General features: G+C 73.3%; 15 protein-coding genes. 9 read left to right on the top strand and 6 right to left on the bottom strand.

What is annotated here, in order from left to right; all coding sequences use genetic code 11:
• The first annotated feature begins 50 nt into the window (after positions 1-50).
• Genes ACQ614_RS08915 through ACQ614_RS08905 form a run of 3 tightly spaced genes read left to right on the top strand, consistent with a single transcriptional unit; the run spans position 51 to position 2,730 of the window.
• Positions 51-983 carry an alpha/beta hydrolase gene (locus ACQ614_RS08915; RefSeq protein WP_431677875.1) on the top strand — a complete coding sequence of 311 codons (933 nt, stop codon included), beginning with the start codon at positions 51-53 and terminating at the stop codon, positions 981-983.
• Between the two features lie 16 nt (positions 984-999).
• A complete protein-coding gene (locus ACQ614_RS08910; protein WP_431677873.1) occupies positions 1,000-1,782 on the top strand; it encodes a helix-turn-helix transcriptional regulator in 783 nt (260 codons plus the stop codon).
• Between the two features lie 9 nt (positions 1,783-1,791).
• Positions 1,792-2,730: a nucleotidyl transferase AbiEii/AbiGii toxin family protein gene (locus ACQ614_RS08905; RefSeq protein ID WP_431677872.1), complete on the top strand. Its 939-nt coding sequence runs from the start codon at positions 1,792-1,794 to the stop codon at positions 2,728-2,730.
• Between the two features lie 90 nt (positions 2,731-2,820).
• Here ACQ614_RS08905 and ACQ614_RS08900 read toward each other — a convergent pair whose 3' ends face one another.
• Positions 2,821-3,747, bottom strand: coding sequence for an SGNH/GDSL hydrolase family protein (locus ACQ614_RS08900; protein WP_431677871.1), 927 nt, complete (start codon positions 3,745-3,747; stop codon positions 2,821-2,823).
• A gap of 291 nt (positions 3,748-4,038) precedes the next feature.
• Here ACQ614_RS08900 and ACQ614_RS08895 point away from each other — a divergent pair, with 291 nt between their 5' ends.
• Positions 4,039-5,694: an FAD-binding dehydrogenase gene (locus tag ACQ614_RS08895; protein ID WP_431677870.1), complete on the top strand. Its 1,656-nt coding sequence runs from the start codon at positions 4,039-4,041 to the stop codon at positions 5,692-5,694.
• A 72-nt stretch (positions 5,695-5,766) separates the two neighbouring features.
• Here the strand turns inward: ACQ614_RS08895 and ACQ614_RS08890 are convergent, their stop codons facing one another.
• Positions 5,767-6,201 (bottom strand): CBS domain-containing protein, encoded by a 435-nt coding sequence (locus ACQ614_RS08890; RefSeq protein WP_431677869.1) that lies wholly within the window; start codon positions 6,199-6,201, stop codon positions 5,767-5,769.
• Positions 6,202-6,443: 242 nt separating this feature from the next.
• Here ACQ614_RS08890 and ACQ614_RS08885 point away from each other — a divergent pair, with 242 nt between their 5' ends.
• Positions 6,444-6,848: a (2Fe-2S) ferredoxin domain-containing protein gene (locus tag ACQ614_RS08885; protein WP_431677868.1), complete on the top strand. Its 405-nt coding sequence runs from the start codon at positions 6,444-6,446 to the stop codon at positions 6,846-6,848.
• 3 nt (positions 6,849-6,851) lie between these two features.
• On the opposite strand, the gene ACQ614_RS08880 is transcribed toward ACQ614_RS08885, so the two are convergent.
• The gene (locus ACQ614_RS08880; protein ID WP_431683867.1) at positions 6,852-7,337 is read right to left on the bottom strand and encodes a hypothetical protein; all 486 of its coding nucleotides are present in this window, start codon (positions 7,335-7,337) and stop codon (positions 6,852-6,854) included.
• Between the two features lie 84 nt (positions 7,338-7,421).
• Here ACQ614_RS08880 and ACQ614_RS08875 point away from each other — a divergent pair, with 84 nt between their 5' ends.
• On the top strand, positions 7,422-8,189 hold the full coding sequence (locus ACQ614_RS08875; protein ID WP_431677867.1) for an aminotransferase class IV: 768 nt from the start codon (positions 7,422-7,424) through the stop codon (positions 8,187-8,189).
• Positions 8,190-8,271: 82 nt separating this feature from the next.
• Here ACQ614_RS08875 and ACQ614_RS08870 read toward each other — a convergent pair whose 3' ends face one another.
• The 3 genes from ACQ614_RS08870 to ACQ614_RS08860 form a co-directional block, all read right to left on the bottom strand.
• Positions 8,272-8,745, bottom strand: coding sequence for a Dps family protein (locus ACQ614_RS08870; protein WP_431677865.1), 474 nt, complete (start codon positions 8,743-8,745; stop codon positions 8,272-8,274).
• A gap of 70 nt (positions 8,746-8,815) precedes the next feature.
• A complete protein-coding gene (locus ACQ614_RS08865) occupies positions 8,816-9,478 on the bottom strand; it encodes a ThuA domain-containing protein (protein ID WP_431677864.1) in 663 nt (220 codons plus the stop codon).
• 185 nt (positions 9,479-9,663) lie between these two features.
• Positions 9,664-12,489, bottom strand: coding sequence for a glycoside hydrolase family 3 C-terminal domain-containing protein (locus ACQ614_RS08860; RefSeq protein WP_431677863.1), 2,826 nt, complete (start codon positions 12,487-12,489; stop codon positions 9,664-9,666).
• A 407-nt stretch (positions 12,490-12,896) separates the two neighbouring features.
• Between ACQ614_RS08860 and ACQ614_RS08855 the strand changes: the two genes are divergently transcribed.
• The 3 genes from ACQ614_RS08855 to ACQ614_RS08845 all read left to right on the top strand — a co-directional run bounded on the left by ACQ614_RS08855 (position 12,897) and on the right by ACQ614_RS08845 (position 16,586).
• The gene (locus tag ACQ614_RS08855; protein WP_431677861.1) at positions 12,897-14,573 is read left to right on the top strand and encodes an extracellular solute-binding protein; all 1,677 of its coding nucleotides are present in this window, start codon (positions 12,897-12,899) and stop codon (positions 14,571-14,573) included.
• 91 nt (positions 14,574-14,664) lie between these two features.
• Positions 14,665-15,669, top strand: coding sequence for an ABC transporter permease (locus tag ACQ614_RS08850; protein WP_431677859.1), 1,005 nt, complete (start codon positions 14,665-14,667; stop codon positions 15,667-15,669).
• Positions 15,666-16,586, top strand: coding sequence for a carbohydrate ABC transporter permease (locus ACQ614_RS08845; RefSeq protein ID WP_431677858.1), 921 nt, complete (start codon positions 15,666-15,668; stop codon positions 16,584-16,586). Before ACQ614_RS08850 ends, ACQ614_RS08845 begins: the two co-directional genes overlap by 4 nt.
• Positions 16,587-16,626: the final 40 nt, after the last annotated feature.

Raw genomic sequence — 16,626 nt, 5'->3', positions numbered from 1 at the left:
AGGGAAAGGGTGACAGGACGCTGTCGCGGACAGCTGCAACAGTCGACGGCATGACGATCACTGACGAGGACTGCCTCCCGGAGACCCTGGCGTTCAACGAGCAGTTCGAGGCCGCCGCCGCAAGCCGCCCGGCTCGCGGGCAGGCTCCGAATGCGGCCGTGCTGGCGCTCCTGCGGCGCAACCGGCTCGGCGGGGACGCGCCGCCGGTGAGGCTGGTGCACGGCAAGGACCGCGTCGTCGAAGGCGGCGTCAGGGTGAGGGTCTTCGCCCCGGGCCACGTGACCGGCGTGTATCTGCACATCCACGGAGGCGGCTGGGCGTTCGGCTCCGCGGACGGACAGGACGAGCGGCTGTGGAGGATCGCCGAGCAGGCACGGCTGGCCGTGGTGAGCGTCGACTACCGCCTCGCACCGGAACACCCCTTCCCCGCCGGGCCCGACGACTGCGAAGCGGCCGCCCGATGGCTGGTGGACCACGCCGCGTCCGAGTTCGGTACCGAACGGCTGCTGATCGGTGGTGAGTCGGCCGGCGCCCACCTCGGCGTGGTGACACTGCTGCGCCTCCGCGACCGGCACGGCCTCACCGGAGTGTTCCGGGCTGCCAACCTGCTCTTCGGCCCCTACGACCTGTCGATGACACCGAGCCAGCGGAGCTTCGGCCCACGACGGTTGCTGAGCAACACCGACACGCTCCGGGGCAGCTACGAGCTGTTCACGCCCGGGACGGGGGAGGAACGGCGCCGCAGCCCGGAGATCTCGCCCCTGTTCGCGGACCTGACCGGGCTTCCACCCGCCCGGATCGTCGTCGGCACCGAGGACCCGCTGCTGGACGACTCGCTGTTCCTGGCCGCACGGTGGCGGGCGGCGGGTGCGCACGTGCACCTCGGCGTCGTCGCCGGTGCGATGCACGGCTTCACCCTGTTCCCCCTGACCGTCACCGAGCGGGAACTACGGCGAGAGCGGGAATTCCTGGCCTCCGCATGACGGTAGCGTCGGCGGCGTGAACCGAACCGCACGACTGTACGCACTGGTGGAAGAGTTGCGCGCGGCGGCGCCGCGGCCGCTGACGGTCGCGGTGCTTGCCACGCGGTTCGAGGTCGGCACGCGGACGGTGCAGCGCGACCTCCAGGCACTGATGCAGGCCGGCGTCCCGGTGCGTGCCGCATCCGGGCGAGGCGGCGGCTGGTCGATCGACCCCGGGACGACCCTTCCGCCGATCCGCCTCACCGCCGACGAGGCCTCGGCGCTGACCGCCGCGCTTGCCGCGGTCGACGCCGCCACCCCCTATGCCGGCGCGGCCCGCACCGCAGCCCAGAAGATCACGGCCTCGATGACCGGTCCCGCCTCGGAGGCAGCCCGGGAGTTCGCCGCACGCATCGTCGCCCTGCCCACGCGCAGCGACCCCGCGATCCGTACCACGGTCGAGCAGAGCCTCGCCGCCCACACGGTGCTGCGGCTGTCCTACACCGACGCGGCAGGACGGGAGAGCGACCGTGTCGTGGAACCGGCGGGACTGCTCACCGCCGACGGCCGCTGGTACCTCATCGCCTGGTGCCGCACACGCCTTGCCGGCCGGGGCTTCCGGCTGGACCGGATCGCGGCAGCGGCTCCGACCGGTGAACGGGCGCAGCCCCGTGACCTGGCCGGACTGCTGCGCGACTCGGCCGCCGCCGGCGCGGGACAACCCGCGGTACTGGCCGCACTCGCAGCCCGACCACGGGAACCCGAAGGCACCGGCCCGGCGAACCGTCCCGGCCGCCCGGCTGTCGGTGCCGGCCGCTAGCGTGCGCCCGTGACCAGCCGGACGACCGCCGAGGCCCACCGGGCCGTCCTCGACCACGTGCTCGCGACCGCCGCCGGCGCACCCTGGATCGACGGCCTGGTGCTGCGCGGCAGCGCCGTCCTCGCCGCCTGGTGCCCGGACACCGCCCGGCCGCCCGCCGACCTCGACTTCGTCCTGCGCGCCGTGCCCGCGGTGCCGATCGACCCGCTGGACCCGTACCCGTACCTCGACACCCCCGACGCCGTGCTCTGCGAGCCCGAGACGGCCCACGGCGCCGGCACCGCCGAACTCTGGGACCCGCAGGGGGCCGAGCCGCGCGGCCCCCGCGTCCGGCTCCCGCCCGAGGGACTGCGCTGGCTGCACGACACCCGGCCGGAGGACGTGCCCCACGGCGACCTGCTCGACCGGCTGCAGGACGCCCCCGAGGCCGCACCCGGCCTGCGGCTCGACGCCGAGTCCGCCCGGCACGAGGGCCTCGGCGGCTACTACGCGCCCTACGGCGGCGGTGCCACGGGCCTGCGGCTCACGATTCCGTGGGCGGCGGACGGGCTCGCGCCGGGCACCCTGCGGATCGACTTCGCCCTGGACGAACCGCTGCCCGAGGCGCCTGTGTTCACCGCGATACCGCGGGCGGACGGCGGGCCGCCGGCCGTGCTGCCCACCGCGAGCCGCGAACTCTCCCTCGCCTGGAAGCTGCTGTGGCTGCTCACCGAGGGCACGGCCGACGGCGGCACCGCCCGCGGCAAGGACCTCTACGACGCCGTCCTGCTCGCCGAACACCCGGCCGTCCGCCCGGCACCCGAACTCCTGCACCGAGTGCTGGGCCGCGGCCCGTACCCCGTTGCGCCTGCGGCGCTGCCCACCTGCCGCGTCGACTGGCAGGGTTTCCCGGGCACTCCCGAGGAATGGCTGGACCGCCTGACACGTGCCCTGGCGGTGAAGTCCTGAGGGGCGCGGGAACTGCGCGAAACGGAAGTGAGACGCCGTCACTTCCGATTCGCACAGTTCCCGCGCCCCTACGGGCTCGCCCGTTTGCCCTTACTTGCCGAGAGCGGCGAGGACGGCGCGTGCCATGACCTGTTCGCCGGTGGCGTTGGGGTGGAAGGGGACGGCGGGGGAGCCGGGGAGGGCACCCTCGATCCAGCGGTCGTTGGAGCAGACGTCGTGGCCGCGGGTCGGGGTGAGGGTGTCGACGTAGGTGGCGCCGTTGGCGGCGGCCGTGGCGGCGAGGGTGTCGTTCAGCCTGTGCAGGATGCCGCGCAGGTAGGCGACGTCGCCGGTGGTGATGGGCTGGCGGCCGATGCAGTTGCGCTCGTTGTCGGGCAGCACGGAGGGGTAGCCGACGAGCAGCACCTTGGCGTTCGGGGCCTTGGCGTGGATCTTCTGCAGGGCGGCGGCGATCCTCGGGCCGCTGGCGTCGATCCGGTTCACCAGGGTGTCCTCGCCCCACTTCCAGGACCAGGACCTGAAGTCCCAGTGGCCGTGGGCGTAGACGTCCTTGCAGGGGGTGCCGAAGGGGTTGACCACGGCACCCGCCATGCAGGTGGCGATGACGTCGCCGATGCCGAGGTCGGAGGTGCCGAGCTCGTTGCCGCCGATGCCGAGGGTGACCAGGTCGGTGCCGGAGGAGACGGAGTCGAGCTGGGGGTCGTTGACCCGGATGAAGGCGTCGTACTGGGCCTCCGTCAGGTCGGAGATCTTGGCCGCGCCGCAGGTGGCGTCGCGGTAACTGGCCGAGCCGAGTGCGGAGGCGACCAGGTGGCCGTAGTTCCGGTTCGAACGGAGGCAGAGGCCCGCGTACTGGGAGGGGACTCCTGCTCCGGATGCGTACGAGTCGCCGAGGGCGACGTAGTCGCCGTTGATGTCGGCGGCGCTTGCGCCGGGGGCGCCGAGCAGGCCCGCGGCGGCGGTCGCCAGGACGGCGCTGACCAGGACGGACGAACGCTTCAGGGCACGGCTGAACACGGTTCCTCCTGGGGAAGAGAAACGGGGCGAGGGTGGGGGAGCTACTGTTCGGTAAGTTACTGGCAGGTTAACGCAGTTGTCCAGATATTCGACATGCAATTCGCGTCTGAATTTCCGTCAGGCCGCGCCCGAATTACGCTCCATGGTGAAGCGTTCGGGATTTCCACTACCCGGTGGAGCGAAATTCCCGGGCGCGGAGGTTACCGGCCGGTTGACCGCCGCTCCGCCAGGGCGCACCATGCTGGTCACCGAGATCGACAAGCCCGCTCCCAGCCCTGGAGGACCGCCCGGATGGCACTCGACGCCGACGTGATCGTGATCGGAGCGGGCCTGGCCGGCCTGGTCGCCACCGCCGAACTGGCCGAGGCGGGCCGCAGGGTGATCCTGCTCGACCAGGAGCCCGCCGCCTCCCTCGGCGGCCAGGCCCACTGGTCCTTCGGCGGCCTCTTCCTGGTCGACTCGCCCGAGCAGCGGCGCATGCGCATCCGCGACTCCCGGGACCTCGCCTGGCAGGACTGGCTGGGCACGGCCGGCTTCGACCGCCCCGAGGACGAGTGGCCGCGCCGCTGGGCCGAGGCGTACGTCGATTTCGCGGCCGGCGAGAAGCGCGCCTGGCTGCACGAGCGCGGAGTGCGCTTCTTCCCGGTGGTCGGCTGGGCCGAGCGCGGCGGACTCACCGCCACCGGCCCGGGCAACTCGGTGCCCCGGTTCCACATCACCTGGGGCACCGGCCCCGGCCTGGTCGAGCCCTTCGCCCGCCGGGTGAAGGCCGCGGCCGGCAAGGGGCTGGTCGACTTCCGCTTCCGCCACCGGGTCACCGGGCTGTCGGCGACCGGCGGCAGCCTGGACACCGTCAGCGGCGAGATCCTGGCGCCCAGCACCGTGCAGCGCGGCGAGTCCAGCTCGCGCGAGGTGACCGGCTCCTTCGAACTCCGGGCCCAGGCCGTGATCGTGGCCTCCGGCGGCATCGGCGGCAACCACGAACTGGTCCGCAAGGCCTGGCCCGCCCGGCTCGGCACCCCGCCGGAGCGGATGCTCTCCGGCGTGCCCGCCCACGTCGACGGCCTGATGCTCGGCATCGCGGGCGACGCCGGCGGCCACCTGATCAACGGCGACCGGATGTGGCACTACACCGAGGGCATCGAGAACTGGGACCCGATCTGGCCGATGCACGGCATCCGCATCCTGCCCGGCCCGTCCTCGCTCTGGCTGGACGCCCGCGGCCGCCGACTGCCCGTCCCGCTGTTCCCCGGTTTCGACACCCTCGGCACCCTCGAGCACATCATGACCACCGGACACGACCACACCTGGTTCGTGCTCACTCAGAAGATCATCGAGAAGGAGTTCGCCCTCTCCGGATCCGAGCAGAACCCGGACCTCACCGGGAAGTCGATCAAGGGCGTGCTCGGCCGCGCGCTGCCCGGTGCCACCGGGCCGGTCGAGGCGTTCAAGAAGCACGGCGTCGACTTCGTCGTCGCCGACACCCTCGACGAGCTGGTCCGCGGCATGAACGCCAAGACGCCCGAGGCGCTGATCGACGCCGCCGAGCTGCGCCGCGAGGTGGAGGCCCGCGACCGCGAGATGGCCAACCCCTTCTCCAAGGACCTCCAGGTCACCGCCGTCCACGGGGCCCGCCGCTACCTCGGCGACAAGCTGATCCGCACCGCCTCCCCGCACCGCCTGCTCGACCCCAAGGCGGGCCCGCTGATCGCGGTGCGGCTCAACATCCTCACCCGCAAGTCGCTCGGCGGCCTGGAGACCGACCTCTCCTCCCGCGTGCTGCGCGCCGACGGCACCGTCCTGGACGGCCTCTACGCGGCGGGCGAGGCCGCCGGCTTCGGCGGCGGAGGCGTCCACGGCTACCGCGCCCTCGAGGGCACCTTCCTCGGCGGCTGCCTCTTCTCCGGCCGCGCCGCGGGCCGCGCCGCCGCGAAGGCCACCGCGTAGGGCACGGGCGGTGACAGCCAGGGGCGCGGGGAACCGGACGGTTCCCCGCGCCCCTGCGTGGTTCGCGCAGGGTCAGCGGCTCACGTAGATGCTGTCCATGAACTCGATGATCTGGCGGTCGGTCAGGCGCTGGCCGTCGCGGTGGCCCATGGCGAGGTCGGCCTCGCTGATCATGCCGACCAGCTTGCCGTTCTCGATCACCGGCATGCGGCGGATCTGGTGCTGCTCCATCTTCTTCAGCACCGTCTCCATGTCGTCGCCGGCCTTGACGCAGTGCAGGTGGCCGGCCATGTCCATGGCCTTCATGGTCGACGGGTCCTTGCCGGCCGCCAGACACTTCACCACGATGTCGCGGTCGGTGATGATGCCCTTCAGCATCTTGTCCGGGCCGCAGATGGGGAGGGCGCCGACGTCCAGGTCGCGCATCATCTTCGCGGCGGCCATCAGGGTTTGGTCGGCGTCGATGCACTGGGCACCGCGGTGCATGATGTCACTGGCTGTGGTCACGAGAGGTCCTCTCGGTCGTCCGCGGGGGCGGTCGCCGGTCGCGGCCGCGACGGCCCGCGGAGCGTGATGGTGCGATCACCATATGCATCCCGCTGCGGGGTCGCGCGCGGAGCGGGAGGGCGGCTGCGGCAGAATCTTCCCAGGTACCGGCCGTCCGGACGGTGCCGTTCGTACCGGTCCGCCGTCCTCGGAGCCGTCACCCGTTCGGCGGTGCGCGGCGGTGGCCACCAGGGAGGGAACCCATGGCCCGTCGTCCCCGCAGCCGGCCGCCCGCGGCGGCCGCACCGGTCACCGTCACCGTCTGCCGCGGCTGCTGCTGCGGCACGACCGCCAAGCACCCCGGGGTCGACCACGCCGGCCAGCTGGCCCGGCTCCGCGAGGGCGTCGGCGACGCCGGCCGGGTCCGCGCCGTCGACTGCCTGGACACCTGCGGCCACTCCAACGTGGTCGTCGTCGGCCCCTCGACCGAGGGCAGGCTCGCCGGCGGCCGGCCGGTCTGGCTCGGCTGGGTGCTCTCCGAGGACATGATCGACGAGGTCGTGGAGTGGGTGAAGGCCGGCGGCCCGGGTGTGGTGCCCGCGCCCGGCACCCTGGACCTCCAGGAGTTCACCGTCTCCCGGCGCGTGCGCGAGAATCTGCCCGGCTGACCGTCAGGCCGTCGCCCGTGCCGCCCCGTTCGGCCACACCACCAGGACGGGCACACCGGCCCGCCGGGCGGTGGCCACCATGTCGGCGGTGCCGCCGAGGCCGAGGCCCGGCAGCCCGTCCCAGACCGCGACCACCAGGTCGGCCCGGCGCAGCAGTTCGGCGTTGGCCGCCTGGTAGGCGGCGTCCGACTGCTCGCGGTACGGCAGGGCGACCGCCTCGGCGGCCGCCGCGAGCAGCCGGTCGAAGGCGGGGCGGTCCGGCTCGGCCAGCCAGCGCCGGTAGTGCGGCGAGGGCAGCACGGCGACCAGGCGCCCGCCCGCCGCCAGCACGGCCTCGGCGAACAGCGAATCGGCCCCCGGGGCGAGGCAGGACAGGCCGGTCAGCCCGGACGGCGGATGGTCGGCCAGCAGCGCCCGCAGCTCCGCCCGTACCAGCGGCACGGTCTCCGCGGAGAGGTCGAGGTGTCCGGTCACCGCGATCGCCGTCATACCGTCCTCACCGGTCGCCGCCACCGTCGGGCCCGTACGGGCCGAGCCGCAGGTTATCGCGGTGGCGGCTGCCATGCTGGGCGCATGGCGGAACTCGACGGGCGGCCGGCCACGGCCGCCGAACTGCAGGCGCTGGCGCTCACCAACTACGGCCACTTCACCACGATGCGGGTGGCGGACGGCCGGGTCCGCGGGCTGCGGCTGCACCTGGACCGGCTCGACCGGGACTGCCGGGAGCTGTTCGGCACCGCCCTCGACCCGGAGCGCGTCCGCACGTACGCACGCCGGGCGGCGCCCCCGGCGGGGGAGGCGGTCGTGCGGGTGACGGTCTTCGACCCGGAGCTCGACCTCGGACGGATCGGCGCCGAGGCCCGTCCGCGGGTACTGGTGACGACCCGTCCGGCCGGGCCGGACGGGCTGCCGCCGCTGCGCGTGCGCACCGTCCGGTACGAGCGGGACGCCCCGCACATCAAGGGGGTGGGTCTGTTCGGGGCGCTGCGGGAGCGGCGGGCCGCACAGGCGGCCGGCTACGACGACGCGCTGTTCACGGACGCCTCGGGGGCGGTCTCCGAGGGCGGCACCTGGAACATCGGCTTCGTCCGCGGCGGCGAGGTGGTCTGGCCGGAGGCCGAGGTGCTGCGCGGCACCGCCATGGAGCTGCTGCAGGCCGCCCACCCGTGGCGGGCCGAGCGGGTGTCCGGCCCGGACGGCTTCGAGGCGGCGTTCGCCACCAACGCGGCGGTCGGCGTCCGGGCGGTGGCGGCGGTGGACTCGACCGTCCTCGCCGCGGTGCACCCGGTGCTGGACGCCCTTCGGGCGGCGTACGGGGCGGTGCCGGGGGACCTGTTGTAGAGGGCGTGCCGCTTCAAGGCGGTCGGGCACCCCCGGGGCGCGTGGGGGCGCCTCCCCGCACCCCCGCGGGGCCGGCCGGTGCTCAGGCGTTGTGCTCGGCCTGGGCCATCCAGGAGTACTTCTCGAGGTCGGCGGTGAGGCCGATCAGGATGTCCTGGCTGACCGGGTCCGGCTCGCCGGTGGCGTCGATCCGGGTGCGCATCCGCCCGATCACGGCGCCGAGGGCGGCCACCAGGGTGGCCACCGTGTCGGTGTCCTGGATGCGTCCGGCGGCGGGGGCGGTGATGCCGCTGGTCTCGGCGACGGTGCGGGAGCGGCCGTCCGGGGAGACACCGATGGCCGCGGCCCGCTCGGCCACGGTGTCGGCGTGCACCCGGGCCAGGGCGACGACCTCGTCCAGCTGGAGGTGGACGGAGCGGAACCGCGGGCCGACCACGTTCCAGTGCAGCTGCTTGGCGACCAGGGAGAGGTCGACCAGGTCGACCAGGGCGCCCTGCAGCGCCTCGCCGACCACGGCGCGGTCGGCGTCGGGCAGCGGGCTGTTGATTGCGTACATCGGGGCTGCTCCTCGGGGGTCGGATCTGCCCGTCAGCCTCTCACAGGGAATCTGCCCAATCGGGCATATGTCACTTTTCGCCGAGGGCATGCCGGACGCCGCCCAGCAGGTGCGCCCGGAAGCACGCGTCCCGGTAGGCCTCCGGGGCGTGGCCGATCGAGGTGTAGAAGGTGGGGGCGCCGTCGTGCTCGCCGGACCAGGCGATCGGGTGGTCGGGGCCCATCAGGCCGCCCTCGTAGCCGCCCTCGTCGACGGTGAGCAGCACCCGTGCGCCCAGCTCGCGCGGGTCGGTGCGGAAGTTGTACCACTCGTCGGTCCACGTCCAGGACGGCGGCAGGTGGGAGGTGGCGGGGTGGCCGCTGTCGGCGGTGCGGACGGTGGCGGTCTGGATCGGCGGGTGGCTGTGGAAGCGGGCACCGACCAGGCCCTCGTACCAGGGCCAGTCCAGCTCGGTGCCGGCCGCGCAGTGCACGCCCATCCAGCCGTTCCCGGCGGTGAGGTGGGCGCGCAGGGCGTCCCGGCCCGGCTCGTCCAGGACCTCGCCGCCGGTGGAGAGGAAGACCACGGCGGCGTAGCGGCGCAGCGATCCCGGCCGGAACTCCGAGGGCTCGTCGGTGGCGTCGACCTCGAAGCCGTGGTCCGCGCCGAGTTCGCGCAGGGCGCGCACGCCGTCGACGACGGACTCGTGCGGGAAGAGCAGATTGCGGGTGTGGATCAGAATCCTGGCGGTCATGGGCCTCGATCCTGCCGCAGCGGGTGCCGGGCGGGGGAGTGCTTGCACGAACCGTGCGCGGAAGCGCGCCCGATCCGTGCGCGGTCCGGCAAGTCCGGCGGTCGGACGGTCCGGCAGGTCCCGCCGCCGGACGGGGGCGCCCCCGGCAGCCGGGGTGCGGTTGCCGGGGGCGCGGTGAGGGGAGGTCAGCCGGCGAAGGCGACCGCGGCGAGGCGCAGTGCCCCGCGCAGCACCAGGTGCACCTCCTGGACGCCCTTGGCGGGGGCGGCGAGTTCGGCCCGGACGGCCGTCCAGTCGTAGCGGCCGCCGGTGGCGGGCACCGCGATCCGGGTGACGGCGCCGCCGGCGTGCACCTCGACGACCGCCGGGCCGGGGGCGGTGCGGGAGACGGTGAGTTCGGCGGCGGTGGCGCCGTCGCCGAGGTCGACGGCCCGGAAGGAGAGCCGGGCCGGTGCGCCGCCGTCGGTCTCGACGGCCTCGCCGGGGCCGTCCGGGGCGAGCCCGACCAGGCGGACGCCGGTCGCCTCGTCGAAGTCCCGGGCGGCGATCGGGGTGTTGAGGCCGGGCCGGGGCGGCGGTGCGGGCCCGTCGACGGTGATGCCGGCGCTGCTGCGCAGGTCGGTGGCGGAGGCGCCGGCGGCCAGGGTGTGCCGGCCGGGGTCGACCGTCCAGCGGCCGTGCGCCGGGTCGAAGCGGCCGAGGGCGGCCAGCGGGACGCGGAAGGAGACCTGCCGTTCCTCGCCGGGGGCGAGCTCGATCCGCTCGAAGCCGACCAGGCGGCGCAGCGGGGTGGCGACCGGCGCGTCGTGGGTCCGTGCGTACAGCTGGACGACCTCCGCGCCGGTGCGGCCGCCGGTGTTGGCGACGGTCAGCTCGGCGACCGCGTGGTCGCCGTCGACGGCGGCGGAGAGGGCGCCGTAGTGGAAGGCGGTGTAGGAGAGGCCGTGGCCGAAGGGGTAGAGCGGCTCCTCGTCCAGGTAGAGGTAGGTGGTGCGGGCGGTGAGGATGTCGTAGTCGAGCAGGTCGGGGAGGTGCTGCCCGGCGCGGTACCAGGTCTGCGGGAGGCGGCCGGCGGGGGAGTGCTCGCCGAGCAGGACGTCGGCGAGTGCGGCGCCGCCCTCCTGTCCGCCGTGGGCCGTCCACAGCACGGCGGGCACGTGGGCGTCGGCCCAGTCGACGGCGTACGGGTAGCTGCTGACGACGGCGAGGACGGTGCGCGGGTTGGCGGCGCGGACGGCGCGCAGCACCTCCTCCTGCTGGGGCGGCAGGGCGAGGTCGCGGCGGTCCTCGGTCTCCCGGCCGTTGATGTGCGGGTCGTTGCCGAGCACGACGATCGCGGTGTCCGCCCCGGCGGCGAGCCGGGCGGCGTGCTCGGTGCCGGACGAGACGGTCCGGACGGTGAACGGCTCGGCCTCGTCCCGGGAGGCGGCGTAGGTGGTGAGGGCGGCGCTGCCGGCGGCGACGGCGATCCAGCGGCCGCTGCCGAGGTGCTGGATGCGCACCCGGCCGTCCTCGCCGCGCTCCAGCCGGAAGGTCTCCTGGACGACCCACTCGTCGGGGTGCCCGGCGGTGGCGGCGAGCAGGCCGTACTCGTCCTTGGTGAGGTAGCGGCCGTCGTGGGCCTGCAGGGTGGTGACGCCGTGGCCCCAGTCCTGGACGGCGAAGCCCTCGGCCGCCCCGACGGTGCCGGAGGCGGCGGTGAGGGTGCCGTCGGGTGCGGCGCCGAGGTAGCGGCCGGTGGCGGTGGAGCGCAGGGCGATCCGGTCGAGGCCGTCGGAGTGGGTGACGCGGTCGGCGCCGAGCCGCTCGCGCAGTGCGTCGAGCAGGGTGGTGCGGTGCAGCAGCGAGCCGCTGTACCAGTCGCGCAGCACGTCGTCGCCGAGCGGGCCCAGGACGGCGACGGTGCCGCCGGCGGGCAGCGGCAGCAGGCCGTCCTCGTTGCGGAGCAGGACGACGGCCCGGCGGGCGGCCTGCCGGGCGAGGTCGCGGTGGGCGTCGCAGCCGATGACGTCCTGGCCGGTTCCGGCGTACGGGTCGAGGCCGGGGTCGAGTTCGCCGCAGTTGATCCGCATCAGCAGCTGCCGGCCGACGGCGGCGTCGATCTCGGCCTCGGTGACCAGGCCGCGCTCCAGGGCCTCGGTGAGCCGGGCGGTCGTGACGGGGGAGTCGGTGCCGTGGTCGGTGAAGCTGTCCACCCCGGCGCGCAGCGCGGCGGCGTGGGCCTCGGCGTGGTCGGCGTAGTGCCGCTGGGCGGCGACCAGGTTGGACGGCGCCTCGGCGTCGCTGCAGACCAGCAGGTCGGCGCCGTTCTTCCACTGCCGCAGCTCCTCCTTCAGGTACGGGGAGACGTGCGCGGGCCGGCCGTTGACCAGGTTGTACGAGGGCATCACGGCGGCGACCGCGCCGGCCTCCACCGGGCCGCGGTAGCAGGGCAGCTCGTACTCGTGCAGGACGCGGGGGCTCAGGTCGGAGGAGGTGCTGGTGCGGTCGGTCTCGTTGTTGTAGCCGAGGAAGTGCTTGAGGGTGGGGGCGGTGCGCCAGTGGACGGGGTGGTCGCCGCGCAGGCCGCGGGTGTAGGCGGTGGCGAGTTCCGCGGTGAGCAGCGGGTCCTCGGCGTAGCCCTCCTCGTTGCGGCCCCACAGCGGGTGGCGCAGCGGGTTGACCACCGGGGCCCAGACGTTGAGGCCGGTGCGGGCGCGTCCGGGGGCGGCGGGCCGCTCGTGGAAGGCGCGGACCTCGGTGGAGACGGCCTCGCCGACCCTGCGGAGCAGCTCGCGGTCCCAGGTGGCGCCGAGGCCGACGGCCTGCGGGAAGGACGTGGCCGGGCCGAGCCAGGAGACGCCGTGCAGGGCCTCGGTGCCGGTGGTGTGGGCGGCGAGGCCGAGCCGGGGGATCGCGGGGGCGTGCTGGTGCAGCAGCGCGATCTTCTCGTCGGTGGTGAGCCGGGTGAGGAGGTCCTCGACCCGCCGGCGGGCGGGCAGCCGGGCGTCGCGGTAAGGGGCGTCGGGCATGGATGGTCCTCCGGTGCGGCTCTGGAGCGGTGCTGACGCTTCACGAGGTGGTCGATCGAAGCGCTTCGAAATTGGCAGTGCGACTGCGGGCTGTCAAGACGTCCCCGACCGTCGGCGGAGTGGGCGGCGCTGGTGTTCCTGCTGGTCCAGACCGCTTTCCCGGCGTCGCAGGTCGGTGTCTGGAAGCGGCCGCACGGCCTGTGTCGGTGTCAAGTCCTGAACTGAGAAGCTCGTGCAAACCCTTGTGCGCCGGCCTCGGCTGGCCTAGCCTCGGCGCCACGTTGAAGCGCTTCGACAGTGCGACGGACCACCCCCGCACCGGAGCCGCGCAACCCCGCACCACGCACCCCCGCACCGGCCGCACCGTGCCCGCCCGCCCCGCCACACGACGAAGGACTCCACCCGCCATGACCAGCGCTGACAGAGTCGGCCCCACCCCCCGTGCCTCCCGCCGCACCTTCCTCGGCGCCGCCGTCGCCGCGGCCGCCGCGGTCACCGGCGGCAGCCTGCTGACGGCCTGCTCCTCCGGCACCGGCCGGTCCAGCAGCAAGGGAGGTGTCGCCACCGGCAGCGCCCTGCAGAACGCCCTGCCCGCCTTCGCCGCCTCCACCCTCGTCACCCCGGACATCCCGGGCGCCAACGGCTCCACCCCGGCCTTCCTGAAGTTCCCCGCCGAGCTGAAGGCCTCCGTCTCCGGCAAGCCGGGCAAGGGCGGCTCGTACACCTTCTTCACCCCGCTGTGGGGCTCCGACCCGGGCAAGGGCAGCAAGTACTTCGCCGCCATGGACGAGGCGCTCGGCGTCAAGATCAACTGGCAGCTGCAGGACGGCGTCACCTACCAGGACAAGCTCGGCGCCGTGCTCGCCGGCGACAGCATCCCCGACCTGTTCTGCGTGCCCGGCTGGAACATCACCGGCCAGATCCCCAACGCCATCGACGCCAAGGCCGCCGACCTCGGCCCGTACCTGTCCGGCGACAAGGTCAAGAAGTACCCCAACCTCGCGGCCATCCCCACCGACGCGTGGAAGATGTGCATGTTCGGCGGCAAGCTCCGCGGCCTGCCGATGCCCAACCGCCCGCTCGGCGGCGTCGTCCCCTACTACCGGGCCGACGTCTTCACCGAGAAGGGCTGGACCCTCCCGAAGACCGCCGACGAGTTCCTCGCCCTCGCCAGGGAGATCACCAGCCCCACCGCCAAGGTCTGGGCCTGCGAGGACATGTGGTGGACGGCGCAGGTCATGTTCAACTGCGTCCCCGGCACCATGCCCGGCTACTGGAAGCAGCAGGACGGCAAGCTGCTCCACCTCGTCGAGACCGACGAGTACATCGAGGCACTCTCCTGGACGCAGAAGCTCTACGCCCAGGGCAGCGTCCACCCCGACTCCGTCGCCGGCAAGGCCAACGACGCCAAGACCCGCTTCACCTCCGGCCAGTCGCTCATCATGAACGACGGCGACGTCATGCGCGGCATGATGAACGAACAGGCCGCCGCCAACCCCAAGTTCCGCATCAAGCCGATGGACTTCTTCGCCCACGACGGCGGCAGGCCGGAGCTCTACATCGGCAACCCGGCCGGCATCTTCAGCTTCCTCTCCGCCAAGCTCCCCGCCGCGAAGATCGAGGAACTGCTCGCCGTCGCCGACTTCGCCGCCGCCCCGTTCGGCAGCAGGGAGTTCGTGCTGGAGAAGTTCGGCGTCGAGGGCGTCCACTACACCAAGGACGCCTCCGGCACCCCCGTCCAGACCCCGCTCGGCACCAAGGAGGTCCTCTCCTCCTACGAGTTCGTCGCCTCCCCGGCCGCCACCATCGCCTGGCCCGACCAGCCGCAGGCCGCCACCGACTTCGCCGGCTGGATGAGCCGCATGATGGCCTTCGCCAAGAAGCCGCTCTTCTACGCGATGCAGATCCAGGAGCCGACCAAGTACGCCTCCCTGTACACCCCGTTCGACGACCTGCAGAAGGACGTCGTGCGCAACCGCAAGAAGATCTCCGACGTCAAGGACGCGGTCGACAACTGGCGCAAGAACGGCGGCGAGGAACTCCGCGCCTTCTACCAGGACATCCTCGCCAAGACCTCCAGCTGACCCGCGCGCCGGCCCGCACCGGCGCCCCCACGACATGCACTACGGCCGCCCGGTGGCGCATCGCACCGGCGGCCAGGGCGGAGCACCCACCATGACCAGCAGGGCCCCAGCAGCCGACCGGACGGCACCGCCGCCGGCACCACCCGCCGACGGCCGACCCGCAGGGCCGGCCGCACCCCTGCGCGGCATCACCCGCATGCAGCGGCTGCGCCGCGACCGCACCCTGCTGCTGATGACCCTGCCCGCCCTGAGCCTGCTGCTGGTCTTCAACTACGTCCCGCTGCTCGGCAACGTCGTCGCCTTCCAGGACTACGACGTCTACGGCGGCGGCATCACCGGCAGCGCCTTCACCGGCCTCGAGAACTTCGCCGCGGTCTTCGGTGACGCCCGCTTCTGGGAGGTCGTCGCCAACACCCTCTCCATCACCGCCGTCCAGCTGCTGCTCTTCTTCCCGATCCCGATCGCGCTCGCCCTGCTGCTCAACAGCGTCGTCAGCGGCCGGCTGCGCACACTGGTGCAGAGCATCCTCTACCTGCCGCACTTCTTCTCCTGGGTGCTCGTCATCACCGTCTTCCAGCAGATGCTCGGCGGCGCCGGCCTGATCGCCCAACTGCTGCGCCGGCACGGCATCGAGGGCTTCGACCTGATGACCGAGCCCGCCCTCTTCAAGTACCTGCTGACCGCCCAGTCCGTCTGGAAGGACGCCGGCTGGGGCGTCATCGTCTTCCTCGCCGCCCTCAGCGCCGTCTCCAGCGAGCTCTACGAGGCCGCCGCCGTCGACGGCGCCGGCCGCTGGCGGCGGATGTGGCACGTCACGCTGCCCGCGCTGCGCCCGGTGATCGCCCTGCTGCTGGTGCTGCGCGTCGGCGACTCGCTCTCCGTCGGCTTCGAGCAGATCCTGCTGCAGCGCGACGCCGTCGGCGTCGGCGTCTCCGAAGTCCTCGACACCTACGTGTGGTTCCGCGGCATCCGCAGCGGCGACTTCAGCTACGCCGCGGCGGCGGGCCTGGTCAAGGGCCTGTTCAGCCTCGGCATGGTGCTGCTGGCCAACAAGGCCGCGCACAGGCTCGGCGAGCAGGGGGTGTACTCCAAGTGACCACAGTGACCGAATTCCGCCCCTCCCGCAGCGACGGCCGCCCGGTCTGGGAGGAGGAGGCCGGACCCGTCGGCAAGGGCCTCAAGGGCCTCTCGCTGACCGCCATCTGCCTGCTGATCCTCGGCCCGCTCTGGGTCGTCGTCGTCACCAGCCTCTCCGACGCCGAGACCGTCAACGACGCCGGCGGCCTGGTCGTCGTCCCCGGCCGGCTCACCGTCCGGGCCTACGCCGAGGTGCTCTCCGGCGGCGCCGTCACCCGCGCCGTCCTGGTCAGCACCGGCATCACCGCCGTCGGCACACTGATCTCCATGGTGGTCTCGGTGCTCGCCGCGTACGGCCTCTCCCGGCCCCGCAGCTTCGCCCACAAGCCGATCCTCGCCACCATGATGATCACGATGTTCTTCGGCGCCGGCCTGATCCCCACCTACCTGCTGGTGCAGAACCTCGGCCTGATGGACAGCTACTGGTCACTGATCCTGCCCGGCTGCGTCTCCGTCTTCAACCTGCTCGTCCTGCGCTCCTTCTTCATGGGCACCGCCCCCGAACTCATCGACGCCGCCCGGATCGACGGCGCCGGCGAGTGGCGCATCCTGCTGCAGGTCGTGCTGCCGCTCTCCCGTGCGGTCGTCGCCGTCATCTCGCTGTTCTACGCGGTCGGCTACTGGAGCTCCTGGTTCGCCGCCTCGCTCTACCTCAACGACCAGAACCGGTACCCGCTGCAGAACGTGCTCAACTCCTTCGTGCTGCGCCACCAGGCCCCCACCGGCATGTCCCAGGCCATCAACACCGGTGCCGTGCCCGGCCTCTCCGTGCAGATGGCGGTCATGGTGATCGCGCTGGTCCCCGTGGTCTGCGTCTACCCGTTCGTCCAGAAGCACTTCCAGAAGGGCATGCTGATCGGCGCCGTCAAGGGCTGAACAGCGAGAGGCCGAGCAGCGAGAGGCTGCGCTCCGAAAG

Source organism: Kitasatospora dryopteridis (genome assembly GCF_050749075.1).
Lineage (GTDB): Bacteria > Actinomycetota > Actinomycetes > Streptomycetales > Streptomycetaceae > Kitasatospora.
This window is presented reverse-complemented; position numbering and strand designations above follow the sequence as displayed.